This window comes from Desulfuromonas sp. TF (assembly GCF_000472285.1).
GTDB lineage: Bacteria > Desulfobacterota > Desulfuromonadia > Desulfuromonadales > ATBO01 > ATBO01.
Map to the genome: position 1 here is coordinate 149546 of NZ_KI421424.1, position 15666 is coordinate 165211.

Genomic DNA, 15666 nt, shown 5'->3' on the forward strand with positions numbered 1-15666 from the left:
TGGGGCGGTGAAGCGATGAGCGAAGAGCTCAACGAAAGAAGTCGCCGGATTCTCGAGGCCATCATCGAGGACTACATCGGCACCGCCGAGCCGATCGGTTCACGGGCCGTGACCCGGCGGCATCATCTCAGCCTTTCTCCCGCCACGGTGCGCAACGTCATGGCCGATCTGGAGGAGATGGGATATCTCATCTCACCCCATACTTCGGCCGGACGGGTGCCCACGGAAAAGGGATATCGCTTCTATGTCGATTCGCTTCTACGGGTCGGGCCGCTGACATCCCAGCAGCAGAAGAAGATCGAAGACTATTATTGCCGCAAGGGCATGCAGGCGGAAGAGCGGTTGCGGGAGGCGGGAAAAGTGCTCTCCGCCATCTCCAGATACACGGGGATCGTCATGGCTCCCCGCTTTACCACAACGGTTTTTCGTCAGATCGAATTCATCCGGCTATCCCAGGGGAGAATTCTGGTTGTTTTTGTCTCCCGCTCGGGGTTGGTCCAGAACAAGATCATCGAAATCGACGAAGACATCGCCCCGCGGGAGCTGGAGCAGATTTCCGCTTATCTGAACCACACCCTCGGGGGACTCACCATCCAGCAGGTGAAGGAGCGGATCATTGAGGAGATGGCTAAGGAGAAAGCCCTCTATGACAAGCTTCTTCAGCGGGCTCTCAAACTTTCCCAGGAGGTTTTCCAGGAGGAAGCCGGGGAGCAGGTCTTCATCGAAGGGGCTTCGAACATTCTCGATCAGCCTGAGTTTGCCGATCTGGAACGGATGAAAAGGCTGTTTCGGACCTTCGAACAGAAAAGCCTTCTGGTGGAGCTGCTCGATAAGAGCCAGAGCGCCGAGGGAGTGAATATTTTTATCGGAAGCGACACGGAGTACAGCGGGATTTCCGGCTGCAGTCTGGTAACATCTACCTATTCCAGCAGTCGCGGAACCATCGGTTCCCTGGGCGTCATCGGCCCAACCCGCATGCCCTATTCGGTGGTAATCCCCATCGTCGATTACACGGCGCGGCTGCTCAGTCAGATTCTGGAACACGATTCGGAATAGACCCTAAAAAGACAGGAGATTTGAAGATTGCCTAAAAAGAAGAAGGAACAAGAAAATATCCCCTCGGCAGAAGGGGGAGCGCCGCAAGAGCTGAATGTAAAGGGAACCCGGGAAAAAGAAGGCGTCGAGGGCGAGGCCGGCGAGGGGCCTTCGCTGGAAGAGCAACTGGCCGCCAGCGTGGAAGAGGCGAAGAAGAACTGGGATCTTTACCTGCGCGAAAGGGCCGATCTGGAAAATTTCCGCAAGCGGGCGCAGCGCGACAAGGAAGATCTGGCCCGCTTCGCCAACGAAAAATTTCTCCGGGAGATACTGCCGGTGCTGGACAACCTGGAGCGGGCCGTCGACCATGCCCGTCAGAATCAGGGCGGCGGCGAAGGGCTGCTCGAAGGTGTGGAGATGACCCTCAACCAGCTCCAGCGGGTTCTGGAAAAGTTCGGCGCTACTCCCTTCGAATCGGTGGGGACGGCATTCGATCCTTCGCGGCACGAGGCCATCGGGCATGTGGAAAGCGCGGAACATGCGCCGAATATGGTCGCGCAGGAACTGCAGAAGGGTTATCTTCTCAGCGATCGACTGCTGCGGCCCGCCATGGTGATGGTGGCCAAGCCTGCTGCCGAGCCGAAAAAAGAGGAGCGCGGCTGACCGCTGCTTACGGATAAGTTAAAAAACGAAACCAGGAACAAAGGAGGATATAGATCATGGGTAAAGTCATCGGAATCGACCTCGGCACCACCAATTCCTGCGTCGCCGTGATGGAAGGGGGGGAACCCGTCGTTATCGCCAACGCCGAAGGATCCCGCACCACTCCCTCCATGGTGGCCTTCACCGAGAGCGGTGAACGTCTGGTGGGACAGCAGGCCAAGCGCCAGGGGGTAACTAATCCCGAGAACACTCTCTACGCGATCAAGCGCCTGATCGGCCGCAAGTTCGATTCGGACGCCGTGCGCAAGGACATCCAGATCAGCCCCTTCAAGATCATCAAGGCCGACAACGGGGATGCCTGGGTCGAGACGCGAGGGAAGAAGTTCAGCCCCTCCGAAATCTCGGCCATGATCCTGCAGAAGATGAAGCAGACCGCCGAGGACTACCTGGGTGAGGAAGTCACCGACGCCGTGATCACGGTGCCGGCCTACTTCAACGATTCCCAACGCCAGGCGACCAAGGACGCCGGCAAGATCTCCGGCCTCAATGTGCTGCGGATCATCAATGAGCCTACCGCCGCATCCCTGGCCTACGGCCTGGATAAGAAAAAAGAGGAAAAAGTTGCCGTATTCGACCTCGGCGGAGGCACTTTCGACATTTCCATCCTGGAGCTCGGTGAGGGGGTGTTCGAGGTCAAGTCGACCAACGGCGACACCTTCCTGGGCGGCGAGGACTTCGACCAGCGCATCATCGACTATGTCGCCGACGAGTTCAAGAAGGAGCAGGGAATCGACCTGAGAAGCGACAAGATGGCTCTGCAGCGTTTGAAGGAGACGGCGGAGAAGGCCAAGTGCGAGCTTTCCTCCTCCATGGAGACCGACATCAACCTCCCCTTCATCACCGCCGATCAGACTGGGCCCAAACATCTCAACATCAAGCTGACCCGGGCCAAGCTCGAGAGCCTTTGCGCCGATCTGCTCGACCAACTGGTCCAGCCCTGCAAGACCGCACTCAAGGACGCCGGGCTCTCCCCTTCCGACGTCGACGAGGTCATCCTGGTCGGCGGGATGACCCGCATGCCGGCCGTGCAGAAGAGGGTGCAGGACATCTTCGGCAAGGTTCCCCACAAAGGGGTGAACCCCGATGAAGTGGTGGCCATCGGCGCCGCCATCCAGGCCGGCGTCCTCAAGGGGGAAGTCAAGGATGTGCTTCTCCTCGACGTCACCCCGCTGTCTCTGGGGATCGAGACCCTGGGCGGTGTAATGACCAAGCTGATCGAAAAAAATACCACCATCCCCTGCAAGAAGAGCCAGGTCTTCTCCACCGCCGCCGACAACCAGCCGGCCGTGTCGGTCCACGTTCTGCAGGGAGAGCGAGAAATGGCGCCCGACAACAAGACCATCGGCCGCTTCGAGCTGGTGGGCATACCGTCAGCGCCCCGGGGCGTGCCGCAGATCGAGGTCACCTTCGATATCGACGCCAACGGCATTCTCCATGTCTCGGCCAAGGATCTCGGCACCGGCAAGGAGCAGTCGATCCGCATTACCGCCTCTTCCGGCCTCTCCGAGGAGGAGATCGAGAAGATGGTCAAGGACGCCGAGGCCCATGCCGTCGAGGACAAGAAGAAGCGCGAACTGATCGAGGTCCGAAACCAGGCCGACGGCCTAGTCTACACCACTGAGAAGTCCCTCTCCGAACACGGCGGGCAGGTCGATGAGGAAACCAGGAAAAATATCCAGGCCGCTATGGAAGACCTGAAAAAAGCCATGGAAGGAGACAGCGCCGAGGAGATCAAGGCCAAGACCGAGGAACTCGCCAAAGCCTCTCACAAGCTGGCCGAAGCCATTTACGCCAAGGCCCAGACGGCCGAAAGTGAAGCTGGTGCCCAGCCGGAAGGAGCGGCCAAGAGTGAAGACGTAGTCGAGGCCGAATTCGAGGAAGTCGATGAGGATAAGAAGTAATTCATACAGGCAAAAGGCCTGAGGGCTGAAAAACCGGCTGAGGGCGAAAGGCTAAGGGGAATAAAACCCTTTAGCCTTTTGCCTATTGCCCCGAGTCCATTTTTTACCCTGTTTATTGAAGGAAATTTATTTTGGCAAACGGCAGCAAGCGGGACTATTATGAAGTGCTGGAGGTCAACCGGAACGCCAGCGAAACGGAAATAAAGAAGGCCTACCGGCGCAAGGCCCTGCAGTTTCATCCGGACAAAAATCCAGGGGACAAGGAAGCCGAAGAAAAGTTCAAAGAGCTCTCCGAAGCCTACGCTGTACTCTCCGACGGGCAGAAGCGGGCCACTTACGACCAGTTCGGGCATGCGGGACTGGGCGGAGGCGGGTTCACTTCCGAGGGCTTCGGTTTCGGCGGCAGTCCATTCGAGGATATCTTCGGAGACATTTTCGGCGATATTTTCGGGGGCGGCGGAGCCCGCAGGGGACGGGGGAGACGCGGGGACGACCTGCGGTACAACCTTAATATCTCCTTCGAAGAGGCAGCCTTCGGTCTGGAAACCAAGGTCCAGATCCCCCGCCACCACCCTTGCGAGGCATGCGCCGGTTCCGGGGCGAAGAAGGGAACGAGTCCGAAGACCTGTCCCACTTGCAGGGGGGCCGGTCAGGTTCGCTACCAGCAGGGGTTCTTCTCACTGACCCGGCCCTGTCCGGACTGTGCCGGCGAAGGCAGGGTGATTGAAAACCCCTGTCCGGAGTGCCGTGGGACCGGAAGGGTGCGGAGCAAGAAATCAATCTCCCTTAAAATCCCGGCAGGGGTCGAAACGGGGAACCGCCTCAAGCTCTCCGGCGAAGGAGAAGCGGGAACCCAAGGGGGGCCTCCTGGCGACCTCTATGTCGTCATCAGTGTAAAGGAACACCCTCTTTTTCAGCGGGAAGGCCAGGACGTGATCTGCGAGATTCCCGTCTCCTTTCCCCAGGCCGCCCTCGGGTGCGAATTCGAGGTTCCCACCCTGGAAGGGAAGGTCAAGCTGAAGGTTCCGGCCGGCACCCAGTCCGGCAAGGTGCTGAAGCTCTCCGGCAAAGGAATTCCCAACCTCCAGGGTTACGGACGCGGCGATCAACTGGTGGTGATCCGTGTGGAAACTCCCACGCGGCTCACTTCCCGTCAGAAGGAGCTTCTTGAGGAATTCGCGCAGGAAGGTGGGGATACCCATCCACTGGGCAAGAGCTTCTTCGACAAGGTCAAGGAAATGTTCGGATAAGCCGATCAATCCCTTGAAGCGGGAGAAATAATGAAGCGCTTTGTTTGTTTTTGGCTGTTGTTTTTGTCTGCCGGGTTCTGTTTTTCGGCCCCGGCGCTTTCGGCTGCCGAATTCAGCTTCGGTCGCCAAAGTGGAGCGCTCGCTCAGGAGTCGGCCCTGCAGGAGGGCATCGACCTGCATGCGGCCGGCGAATTCGAGGAGGCGATTTCCCGGCTGCACAGCTTTCTTGTCCGTTTCCCCGAGTCCCCCCTTCTTCCCCGAGCCTATCTCTATCTCGCCCGCATCTTCCATGAACAGGGACAGCCCGAAAAGGCGCTCCTTTACCTGGACCGTATTCAGCCCGCGCAGCGGGGACCGGAGGCACAGCTGATCAGAGGCGTATCCCTGGTGCAGACCGGTTCGGCCGGCGAGGGAATGGCCATTCTTCGTTCTCTGGAAGAAAAAACATTGGGTGGGGACGATCAGGTGACGCGCCTTGTCGCCCTGGCCAAGGGGGCCGTTCAACTGGACCTTCCCCTGCAGGCGCTGGTTTTTCTCCATCAGGGGTACTCCCTGGGATACGGCGTGGAGGGAGAAGCGATTCAGCAGCAGGCCCATTCGATTCTGGTTGAAAAGCTGACCGATCTGGAACTCGCCGAGGCCGGATTCATGTTCCAAGGAACCTCCTTTGGCGCCGATGCGGTACTGCAGCAGGCGCAGCGCGCCTTGGCCAGAAACGAGGAGGCGGCGGCCCTGCGGCTGGTCGAGTCGGCCCTCGCAACTACGGCTCCCTTCTTCTATCGTGATCAGGCCGTTGCTCTCTGGGAGCGTCTTACCGGCGAGACATGGCTGCGGCGCGCCATCGGTGTGGTTCTCCCCCAATCCGGCCGTTTTGCCGCCTTTGGTGAGCTGGTCCGCCGCGGGATGGAGCTGGCGCAGCAGATCTATAATGCCAACAATCCCCCCGTCCGGTTTCTGTTCCGGGACAGCGGCGCCGATCCTGAAACGTGCGCCCGCACGGTTTCCGAATTGGCCAACCGGGACCGAGTCATGGCGATAGCCGGTCCTCTCACCGGAGGCGCCGCCGTTGCCGCCGCCGAGCGAGCCCAGCAGGAACGCGTTCCCCTTCTGACCATCTCTCCGCGGGAGGGTCTGCCTTTGATGGGAGAATTCGTCTTTCGCAACAGCCTGACCAGTCGTTTGCAGGCCAGGGCTCTGGCCCGCTATGCAGTTGAGGAAAAGGGGATGACCGGCTTCGGCGTACTTTATCCCGACAACAAACTCGGACGGGAGTTGACCGAGCTGTTCGCCGCCGAAGTCCTGAAGCGGGGTGGGCTGGTGGTGGCTCGGCAGAAGTATGCCGAAGATGCCACCGATTTCCGCCGCCAGATCAGGCTGCTCAAGGGCGAGGACCCTGATGCGCCTTTGGAGGAGAACACTCCGAAAACCGAGGAGGAACAACAGAAAGAGCTGACCCGACCCGATGTGCAGGCTTTACCGTCTGTGAATTTCGATGCCCTGTTTATTCCCGATTACGCCGAGCGGGTCGGACTCATCGCCCCGCAGCTGGCTTATTACGGCATCGAGGATCTCCCTCTGCTGGGGATCAACGGCTGGAATTCGCCCGAACTCGTCCGCGTCGCCGGGCGATTCGTTGAGGGAGCCGTCTTCGTGGACGGATTTTTCCGCTACAGTCCCTATCCCTTCGTGGAGGAGTTCGTCAACCGTTATTTCGAAAAATACGGCGAAGAGCCCTCCATCCTCGAAGCTCAGGGTTTCGACGCGGCCAACATCCTTCTCACCCTGCTGAACCGCCCCGAGGTCCGGTCCCGAGAGGCCCTGCGCCTCTCCCTGGCCCAACTCAAGAACTACCCCGGCGTCACCGGCGGCACGACGTTCAACCTGCAGGGGGACGCAGATAAGGTCCTCTTTCTCCTGCAGATCCAGAACGGGAACGTTGTCCAGATCAATTGAATTGGGTCACAATGGACAGAACGCCTCCGGACCTTATGCAGTCGGAGGCGTTCTAATGGGATTATTGCCGGAGGCAATGCGATCACCGGTTCTCCCACGCCTCCAGCAGAGCATGCAGCATTCTCACCCGTACCATCTCCACCCCCTTTTCCTCCGCCATCCGCAGTGGAATCCCGTAGATCGACTCCAGTTCCAGCGGTCGTCCCTCGAGCCGGTCGAGCATCATGCTGGGGCGGTAATCGCCCATAGGCTCGGTCAGCTCGAACATGCGGGAGATGAAGGAGACGGCGTCGATCGGCTCGGAGAGCCCCTGGGCATTGGCTGCCCGGATCACTTCGGCCATGATTTCGGTTGCTTGGCGGCGTGTGGGCGGATGGGCCAGGAGGCGGTCGGTAGTCAGGCCCGTGAGGGCGCTCAGGCCGTTGAAGGGAATGTTCCACACCAGCTTTTCCCAGCGGGCCTTCATGAGGTCGGCAACCGCTTCGCATGGAACTCCGGCTGAATTGAACAGCCCCGCGACGATACCGGCCCGTCCGGAAAGGCCTCTGCCGAATTCGCCCAGGCGGATCGCTCCCTGTCCCAGATGATGGACCGTTCCCGGCTCCCCCCGGTTGGCGCAGAGAAACGCCACGCCTCCCATCACGCGACCGGTGCCGAAGGCCGCAGCCAGGACCTCCTCGTTCCCCAGCCCGTTCTGCAGGGTGAGCAGAGCTGTCTTCTTGCCCACCAGGGGCCGGACGAGATCCACCATCCGGCTGTTATCGAAGGTCTTGAGGCCGATCAGAACCAAGTCGGCCTCTCCCATATCCGCTGAATCCTGAAAGCACGAAACCGCGTCGAGGTGAAAATCTCCGCCTGGGGAGGTGACGTGCAGGCCTCCGGCGGAAACGGCCTGGAAATCGCGGCGAAGGAGGAATTCTACTTCCTGGCCGGAACGGCGCAGCATGGCGCCGTAGTACAGCCCCAGAGCGCCGGCACCGATAACGGCGATATGCATCTTCATCTTCCCAACCACTCCTCGATTTCTTCTTGTCTGAGAGGGAGGATTCAATTCACTTCGGGCCGCAGTCGCAAACGGCGTTGATAATGGAGGACATGGCGATTCCTTTCAGCCGGTTAAGCGGACGGTTAAGCGAAAAATAATAACATAAGGCTTTTCGGCAAGTCAGGTGAAAAAAGCATCTCGATGGCTAAGTCCTTGTAAAATGGGCTATTGACCTTGACGAAAGGCCGATGACGTGATATTCTATATTAATGCAAAAGGAGGCAAAACCCATGTATAAAATTGGCGACATGGCTGTATACCCGACCCAAGGCGTTGGAATAATCGAGGCTATCGAAGCCAAAGAGTTCTCCGGTGAAAAGCATGAGTTCTACATCCTGCGCATTGTTGACAGCGACATGACCATTATGATTCCGGTGGACAATGCCTTGCAGGTCGGAATGCGCAACCTGATCGACAAGGATCGGGTGGCAGCGATTTACGATATCCTTGAGGAAAAACAGGAAAACGGCAACGCCATAGCTTCCTGGAGCCGGAGGCAGCGAGAGTACAACGAAAAGATCAGATCCGGCGACCTGTTCGAAGTTGCCGAGGTTCTCAGGGAATTGTACCTCATCAAGGAAGGCAAAGACCTTTCCTATGGTGAGAAAAAAGTTCTGGATCTGGCCCGCAAGCTTCTGGTGAAGGAAGTTGCCTTGGCCGAAGGGGCAGAAGAGGAACAAGTGGTGAAACGGGTCGAGCGTATTTTCAACTAGACTCCACACCTCAGTTTTCGTGGCCGGGCTATTTCGCCCGGTCTTTTCCGTCTTGTCGCACTAGATTTATCCCCTTGTTTTCAACTGATTCGCGCCGCCCGGGCCGCGTCTGTTTTCGTGGGGGTCCCTCCCGCTCGGAGTCTCATGAGTGTCACCGTTCTGATCCCCGCCGCCGGCATGGGGGCCCGCATGGGCGCCTCTGTCAACAAACAGTACCTCCTCCTGGCCGATCGCCCCGTTCTGGCTCATACCCTCGGACTGTTCGACCATCACCCGTCCATCGATCATATCTTTATCGTTTCTCCTGAAGAGGAAATCGACTACTGTCGTGCCGAGGTGGTGGAGCGTTTCGGTTTCACCAAGATCAGGGATCTCATCCCAGGTGGCGCCGAGCGGCAGGATTCAGTGTACAATGGTCTTTCCGCCTGTGCCGCCTCCAACAGCGACATCGTCCTGATCCACGACGGGGTCCGCCCCTTTTTCCCTTACCATCGCATCAAAGACGTCGTGACCGCCGCCGGGCTAAACGGCGCCTGCGTTGTAGGGGTTCCGGTGAAAGATACCATCAAGGAGGTGGCGGAGGGGTTGATCCGAAACACGCCCGACAGGCGGCGCCTCTGGCAGGCACAGACTCCGCAGGCTTTTGTCTTCGGCCTCATCCGCGACGCTCACGAGCGGGCCAGGCAGGAGGGGTTCCGCGGAACCGACGACGCCTCTCTGGTCGAGCGTAATGGCCATCCCGTGGCGATGATTGAAGGCAGCTATCGCAACATCAAGATCACCACGCCCGAGGACCTGATTCTGGCGGAGGCATTCATCAGGATGCAGATTGAGAATGAAGGGCACGTTTCCGACACCGCTCCCCTCGGGGGCTTTTGAAAGGACGCTTTCATGCGCATCGGCCACGGCTATGACGTGCACCGCCTGGTGACAGGACGGAAGCTTGTTCTGGGGGGAGTGGAGATCTCCCATGAATTGGGCCTGCTGGGGCACTCGGACGCCGACGTGCTCCTTCACGCCATCTGCGACGCCGTCCTCGGTGCGCTTGCCGAGGGGGACATCGGCCGGCATTTTCCCGATACCGATCCCGCTTACCGTGGGATATCCAGCCTTAAACTGCTGCGAGAGGTGATGGCTCTGGCGGAGGGGAAGGGATTCGGAATCGGTAATCTCGATGCCACGATCATCGCCCAGCAACCCAGGATGGCTCCGCATATCCGGTCGATGGTGGAGAATGTCGCCGAAGCCTGCCGCTGCGACATTGAGAGGGTGAACATCAAGGCCACAACTACGGAAGAGCTGGGCTTCGAGGGGCGCGGCGAGGGGATTTCCTCCCATGCCGTGGTGCTGCTGCGCCCAATCCGGGTCGACGCAGAACTGGAAGTCAGGGCTTAATTAATAAATCAACCACAGAGACACCGAGACACAGAGTTAAGATTCTAAATCTTTTAGATTTTTTCTGTGGCTCTGTGGTGAATGGATAATCTTTAAATAACCGATAAAACCGACAAGGAAAACTCCATGTCCACCACTGATTCGATGTCATCCTCCAATTTCATCCGCAACATCATTGCCGCCGACCTCAGTGCCGGGAAGAACGACGGCCGCATCATGACCCGCTTCCCTCCGGAGCCGAACGGCTTTCTCCATATCGGCCATGCAAAAAGCATTTGTCTTAATTTCGGCCTCGCTGCCGAGTACGGGGGCGTCTGCAACCTGCGCTTCGACGACACCAATCCGGTCAAGGAGGAGGACAAGTATGTCGAGGCCATCCAGGAGGATGTGCGCTGGCTCGGCTTTGACTGGGAGGACCGGATTTTTTACGCCTCCGACTATTTCGAGCGGCTGTACGATTTCGCCGTTCGCCTGATCAGGGATGGGAAGGCCTACGTCGACGAACTCACCGCCGAGGAAATCCGCGCATATCGCGGCACGCTGACGGAGCCTGGGAAGAACAGCCCCTACCGCGGCAGGCCCGTGGAGGAGAATCTGGAGCTTCTGGAGCGGATGCGAACCGGAGAGTTCCCGGACGGCAGCCGGGTTCTGCGGGCCAAAATCGATATGGCGTCTCCGAACATGAACCTGCGCGATCCTGTCATGTACCGCATTCTCCACGCGGAGCATCATCGCACCGGCCGCAAATGGTGCATCTATCCGATGTACGATTTCGCCCACGGCCAGTCCGACTCCATTGAGGGGGTCACCCACTCCATCTGCACCCTGGAGTTCGAAGATCATCGACCTCTCTACGACTGGTTCATCGACCAGCTCGGCATCCATCATCCCCAGCAGATCGAATTCGCCCGCCTCAATCTCAGCTATACGGTGATGAGCAAGCGCAGGCTGCTCGAACTGGTTACGGAGGGACGAGTCGAAGGCTGGGACGATCCGAGGATGCCGACCATCGCCGGGATGCGCCGTCGCGGCTACACTCCCGCGGCCATCCGCAATTTCTGCGAGCGCATCGGCGTCGGCAGAAGCGACAGCTGGATCGATATGGGGGTGCTCGAGGACTGCGTACGCGAGGACCTCAACGAATCGGCCCCGAGGGCCATGGCGGTGCTGCGCCCGCTGAAGGTGGTGATCGAGAACTATCCCGAGGGGGAGGTCGAGGTCTTCGAGGTGCCCAATCACCCGCAGAATCCCGAAATGGGGACGCGCAAGGTTCCCTTCTGCCGCGAGATCTTTATCGAAGCCGACGATTTCATGGAGGAGCCGCCGAAGAAATTTTTCCGTCTGGCGCCCGGCCGGGAGGTGCGCCTGCGCAGCGCCTACTTCATCCGGTGCGAAGAGGTGATCAGGGACGAACAGGGGGAGATCGTTGAGCTGCGCTGCACGTACGATCCTGCGACCCGGGGCGGCGGCGCCCCGGACGGGCGGAAGGTCAAGGGGACGATCCACTGGGTTTCATCCAGGCATGCCCTGGAAGCCGAGGTGCGCCTCTATGACCGTCTTTTCGTCCGGGCCAACCCCACCGGCGATAAAGAGACCGATTACCGGGACCATATCAATCCCGAGTCCCTGAAGCGATTAACGTCCTGCCGGCTGGAGCCGGGGCTGGCGCAGACGGCGCCGGGAACCCGCTATCAGTTTGAGCGGCTGGGCTACTTCTGTGTCGATACCGTCGACTCGGCGCCCGGAGCGCCGGTATTCAACCGCACCGCCACTCTGCGAGATTCCTGGAGCGAAAACGGGAAGGGATAAAGCAGCCGCGAGAAGCCGCAGAGTTGATCACAGGATGCTGCAGCAGAAATGAAGGCCGGGATGAAAGAACCATTACACGTACTGATCGTCGATGAGGACCGGGAGCTGTGCTGCGCTCTTTCGGATATCATCGCCAGAGGCGGATACCGGGTCGAGTGCCTCTCGGGGAGAGACCATCCGTATCAGGCCATCCGTGAAATGGCCCCCGACGTCGTCATCCTGGACATTTCCATGCCTGAGGCAAAAGGGATGGAGACACTGCGCCGTCTCGATACCCTTCGCGGGCTCCGGAAAATTCCGGTGATCGTCACATCCCGCCAGGCGGAACTCGAATACGAGCTCCTGGATGCCTTCGACTTCCTGCCCAAGCCGGTGGAGGAACAGCGGCTTCTTGAAGATCTTTCTCTGCTCGCCTCCGGATCGCGTTCCGGGGCGCCGGCTTCCTCGCCTCTCCTGACTTCCGCTGAACGGTCCCTCTTCGAAGATTTCCTGGTCGTTCACAGCGGCCTGCATTTCGACCAGCGCAACAGCAAAATCCTGGAGCGAGGGCTGGTCCGCCGCATGCGGGCCGTGCATATCGATAATTTTCGCGACTACTTCGTTTATCTGGAAAAATATCAGGAGAGCCGACAGGAACTGAAAAAGCTTCTCGGACTTCTGACCGTCGGCGAGACCTATTTCTTTCGCTACCTGCCCCATTACGAAGCCCTGATCGCAAGCGTTCTGCCTGAATTCATCGAACGAAACCGTCATGCTCGGAGCCTGCGCATCTGGTCGGCCGGCTGTTCTTCCGGCGAGGAGCCCTATTCCATCGCCATGGTGCTGCTGGAGCATTTTCCCCAGTTGGCCGACTGGGATGTGCACATCCTTGCCACCGATATCAACAAGCGAGCCCTTCGGCAGGCGCGCGAAGGGGTTTATCGGCCCCGGGCTCTGCGGGTGACCGAATCCCGCTATCGCGACAAGTATTTCCGCGACCTCGGCGGTGCTTTCGCGATCGACCGGCGGGTCAAGGAGATGGTTGATTTCTCTTTTCTCAACCTCCAGACCGGAGTTTTCCCCTCCGAAGTCAACGACACGGCCGCGGTGGACATCCTGCTGTGCCGCAATGTCATGATCTATTTTCGCCTTCCCACGATAAAGCACATCGTGGAGAAGTTTTCCCAGTGTCTTCGTCCGGGGGGATATCTTTTCCTCGGACACGCCGAGACGCTGGCCTATATTTCCGACCGTTTTCAGCGGGTGCAGAATGCGGGGGGATTTTACTATCGGCTAAAGACAGGTGAGGCATCGCAAAAGCTTTCACCGCCCGGGATGAGCATGCCCGCCATCGCCCCTGTTTTATCGAAGGGCGCGCCTGAAGCTCCTCCGGCTCCGCTGCCTCTCTCTGAGCCCCGGCCAATACCTCCGGAACCCGCTCCTGCCAAGCCGGACCTTCAGTCCATTTATCAAAAAGCCGTGCAGGCTTTCAATCGCGATGATTTCAAAACGGCCTCCCGGAATTACGACGAAATACTCCGGCACGATCCGCTTCACGTCGACGCCATGGTGGGGAAAGGCTTCATTCTGGCCAACCAGGGCTTGTACGATGAAGCGGTGGAATTTTTCGACCGGGCGGTGGCGGTGGATGACCTGCGTCCGGAGGCGTACTATCTGCGGGGACTGATTTTTGAAATGGCGGAGGATTACAGCGGAGCGGTATCGGAATACCGAAAGGCGCTTTTGCTGGACATGGAATTTGTCATGCCTCATTATAGCCTGAGCAAAATTTTCTGGCGTCAGGGGCGGATTCGGGATGCCCGTCGCGAATTGAACAATACCCGGCTCCTGCTGGAACAGACGGCCGACGAAGAGATCATTCCCTTTTCGTCGGGACTCACCCGAGCTGTTTTTCTGGAGGTCTGTCTTGAGGATGCGGCCAGGCTCGAAAGTATATAGAGAGGCCACCCTTAAGCGGCCGGACAGATAATGAAGAAAGAGTCGGACGATGAAAGACCATACCTACCAGATCCAGGACGTTCTCAGGGAAATGCGGGAGGAATACTGGAGGGGAATCGAGGAGGCCGAAGAGGCCACGGCGTCTGAAACCCGCGATTTCGTGGTGATCCGCCTGGCCGGCGAACGCTATGGCCTTTCCGCCTCGGCAGCCCGCGAAGTTCTGCGGATGCCCCGCCTCATCCGCGTGCCGAGGATGGCCGACCATATCCGGGGGGTCATCAACCTGCGCGGAGAGATCGTTGCGGTCACCGACCTGCGTCCGATGCTGGGGTTGCCCGGAGAGGACCTCCCTGCCGGTGGGAGGCTGGTGGTGGTGGAGGCTGCCGGGCTGGTCACCGCCCTTCTGGCGGAACGGGTGGAAGGAATCCAAAGCATCGCCGTCGATTCGATCGAACCGTGCACGGAAGGGCTGGCCGGATTTCCCCGGGAGGCGGTTACGGGACAGATGGTGGGGGAGGAAGGTCTGCTGGTCCTGCTCGATCTGGAGCATATCTTGTCGCGGTCGGAATTCGTGATCGATCAGAAGAGAGGTAGCGAGTGACGAATGGCGTTCAAGACGCCCTTGTCACTCGCCATCCGTCTCGGTTTTTCAGCAGGCACTACTGAGTAAGGGGTTGTCATGTTCGGGTGGGTTACAGATCGGATATCCAAGAAAATTGTCGTCTCCCTGGTCATCGTCCTGGCGGTGATCATGGGGGTGTTTACCATTCTGCTGGTGAAAAAACGCGGAGAGGTTCTGCGGGAGCAGCTCCTGACCAAGGCCCGGGTGATGGCTCTGGTGGGGGCGAGAACCATGGAACAGATCCTCGAGGATGCCATCGCCAGCGGGCGGTTTACCAAGGAGCAGATCTTCGATACCGATTACCGGAAGATCACTGAGGGTCCGCTTGCCGGGGCGACCATCCCCAAATACCACACTGCCTACGATACCTTTCTGGATCAGACCATCCAGAAAATAGAAGATACCATGGTCGAGGAGGACAGCATGGTCGTATTCGCCGCTCTGCTGGACCGAAACGGCTATGCGCCGACCCACAACAGCAAATTTTCCATGCCGCTCACCGGGAATCCGGAAATCGATCAGGCGCAGAACCGGACCAAACGCATCTTCAATGATCCGGTGGGGCTGGCTGCTGCCCGGTATACAGGCGAGGACGGGAACAAGATCCTGCGCCAGGTCTATCAGAAGGATACCGGAGAGACGGTCTGGGACATTTCGGCCCCGGTATTCGTGCGCGGGGATCACTGGGGCGCTTTCCGCGTCGGCATTTCCATGAAGGAGATCGACGGTGAGATCGCGAAGCTGCGCAACACTGTCGGCCTCTCCATGCTGGCAGTACTGTTGGTCGCCTCCATCACCATCTATTTTGTCGTGGCGCGGATCACGACCCCGTTGAAGAGATTGACGGAGGTGGCGGACCGTATCGCCGGGGGGCAGCTCGACGAAACTATCGAAATCGACTCCAACGACGAGATCGGCCGGCTGGCCAGCGCCTTCAACAAGATGACCCAGGTCATCGTCAAGAACCTCAAAAGTGAAATAGAAAGAAGCGATCGCCTTATACAGAGCGTCAAGGAGGCCATACAGCAGCTTTCCTCCAGCGCCAACGAGATCATGGCCATCTCCGCCCAGCAATCCTCAGGCGCCACCCAGCAGGCCTCGGCGGTGCAGGAGGCGACCACCACCAGCGAGGAGATCGCGGTGACGGCCAAGCAGGTGGCCGAAAACGCCATGCGGGTGGAAGCCCAGGCCGCCCAGGCCAGCGCCGCCTGCAACAACGGAGTCCAGGTGGTGGACAACGCCATCGCCGGAATGGGGAAGCTCAAGAACCAGGTCCAGAGCG

The 15666-nt window shown here is 59.1% G+C and carries 13 protein-coding genes; 12 read left to right on the forward strand and 1 reads right to left on the reverse strand.

The annotated features are described in order from the left end of the window. The first annotated feature begins 15 nt into the window (after window positions 1–15). The 5 genes from hrcA to DTF_RS0117005 all read left to right on the forward strand — a co-directional run bounded on the left by hrcA (window position 16) and on the right by DTF_RS0117005 (window position 6862). Window positions 16–1056, forward strand: coding sequence for a heat-inducible transcriptional repressor HrcA (hrcA, locus tag DTF_RS0116985; RefSeq protein WP_027716297.1), 1041 nt, complete (start codon window positions 16–18; stop codon window positions 1054–1056). Between the two features lie 27 nt (window positions 1057–1083). Continuing rightward, window positions 1084–1698: a nucleotide exchange factor GrpE gene (gene grpE / locus DTF_RS24150; protein WP_051361416.1), complete on the forward strand. Its 615-nt coding sequence runs from the start codon at window positions 1084–1086 to the stop codon at window positions 1696–1698. A 56-nt stretch (window positions 1699–1754) separates the two neighbouring features. Further along, on the forward strand, window positions 1755–3659 hold the full coding sequence (dnaK, locus tag DTF_RS0116995) for a molecular chaperone DnaK (RefSeq protein WP_027716298.1): 1905 nt from the start codon (window positions 1755–1757) through the stop codon (window positions 3657–3659). Between the two features lie 131 nt (window positions 3660–3790). Beyond that, window positions 3791–4909 (forward strand): molecular chaperone DnaJ, encoded by a 1119-nt coding sequence (gene dnaJ / locus DTF_RS0117000; RefSeq protein ID WP_027716299.1) that lies wholly within the window; start codon window positions 3791–3793, stop codon window positions 4907–4909. Between the two features lie 30 nt (window positions 4910–4939). Next, a complete protein-coding gene (locus DTF_RS0117005) occupies window positions 4940–6862 on the forward strand; it encodes a penicillin-binding protein activator (RefSeq protein ID WP_027716300.1) in 1923 nt (640 codons plus the stop codon). Window positions 6863–6944: 82 nt separating this feature from the next. Here DTF_RS0117005 and DTF_RS0117010 read toward each other — a convergent pair whose 3' ends face one another. Further along, the gene (locus DTF_RS0117010; RefSeq protein ID WP_304412884.1) at window positions 6945–7865 is read right to left on the reverse strand and encodes a putative 2-dehydropantoate 2-reductase; all 921 of its coding nucleotides are present in this window, start codon (window positions 7863–7865) and stop codon (window positions 6945–6947) included. 272 nt (window positions 7866–8137) lie between these two features. Between DTF_RS0117010 and DTF_RS0117015 the strand changes: the two genes are divergently transcribed. The 7 genes from DTF_RS0117015 to DTF_RS24160 all read left to right on the forward strand — a co-directional run. Then, window positions 8138–8620, forward strand: coding sequence for a CarD family transcriptional regulator (locus DTF_RS0117015; RefSeq protein ID WP_027716302.1), 483 nt, complete (start codon window positions 8138–8140; stop codon window positions 8618–8620). 144 nt (window positions 8621–8764) lie between these two features. After that, the gene (gene ispD / locus DTF_RS24155) at window positions 8765–9499 is read left to right on the forward strand and encodes a 2-C-methyl-D-erythritol 4-phosphate cytidylyltransferase (RefSeq protein WP_051361417.1); all 735 of its coding nucleotides are present in this window, start codon (window positions 8765–8767) and stop codon (window positions 9497–9499) included. 12 nt (window positions 9500–9511) lie between these two features. Beyond that, complete coding sequence (gene ispF / locus DTF_RS0117025; protein WP_027716303.1) at window positions 9512–10015, forward strand: 2-C-methyl-D-erythritol 2,4-cyclodiphosphate synthase; 504 nt, start codon at window positions 9512–9514, stop codon at window positions 10013–10015. Window positions 10016–10141: 126 nt separating this feature from the next. Then, a complete protein-coding gene (locus DTF_RS0117030) occupies window positions 10142–11824 on the forward strand; it encodes a glutamine--tRNA ligase/YqeY domain fusion protein (protein ID WP_027716304.1) in 1683 nt (560 codons plus the stop codon). Between the two features lie 60 nt (window positions 11825–11884). Next, window positions 11885–13762, forward strand: a complete 1878-nt coding sequence (locus DTF_RS0117035) for a CheR family methyltransferase (RefSeq protein WP_035057921.1) — start codon at window positions 11885–11887, stop codon at window positions 13760–13762. Between the two features lie 49 nt (window positions 13763–13811). After that, window positions 13812–14363, forward strand: a complete 552-nt coding sequence (locus DTF_RS0117040; RefSeq protein WP_027716306.1) for a chemotaxis protein CheW — start codon at window positions 13812–13814, stop codon at window positions 14361–14363. A gap of 78 nt (window positions 14364–14441) precedes the next feature. Then, the coding region (locus DTF_RS24160; RefSeq protein ID WP_226989399.1) for a methyl-accepting chemotaxis protein at window positions 14442–15666 on the forward strand (1225 nt) is incomplete at its 3' end.

Coding starts and splice junctions, on each gene's coding strand:
- ispD (WP_051361417.1), top strand. CDS start 8,765: ATGAGTGTCACCGTTCTGATCCCCGCCGCCGGCATGGGGGCCCGCATG.
- dnaK (WP_027716298.1), top strand. CDS start 1,755: ATGGGTAAAGTCATCGGAATCGACCTCGGCACCACCAATTCCTGCGTC.
- ispF (WP_027716303.1), top strand. CDS start 9,512: ATGCGCATCGGCCACGGCTATGACGTGCACCGCCTGGTGACAGGACGG.
- DTF_RS0117005 (WP_027716300.1), top strand. CDS start 4,940: ATGAAGCGCTTTGTTTGTTTTTGGCTGTTGTTTTTGTCTGCCGGGTTC.
- DTF_RS0117040 (WP_027716306.1), top strand. CDS start 13,812: ATGAAAGACCATACCTACCAGATCCAGGACGTTCTCAGGGAAATGCGG.
- DTF_RS0117010 (WP_304412884.1), bottom strand. CDS start 7,865: ATGAAGATGCATATCGCCGTTATCGGTGCCGGCGCTCTGGGGCTGTAC.
- DTF_RS0117015 (WP_027716302.1), top strand. CDS start 8,138: ATGTATAAAATTGGCGACATGGCTGTATACCCGACCCAAGGCGTTGGA.
- hrcA (WP_027716297.1), top strand. CDS start 16: ATGAGCGAAGAGCTCAACGAAAGAAGTCGCCGGATTCTCGAGGCCATC.
- DTF_RS0117035 (WP_035057921.1), top strand. CDS start 11,885: ATGAAAGAACCATTACACGTACTGATCGTCGATGAGGACCGGGAGCTG.
- DTF_RS0117030 (WP_027716304.1), top strand. CDS start 10,142: ATGTCCACCACTGATTCGATGTCATCCTCCAATTTCATCCGCAACATC.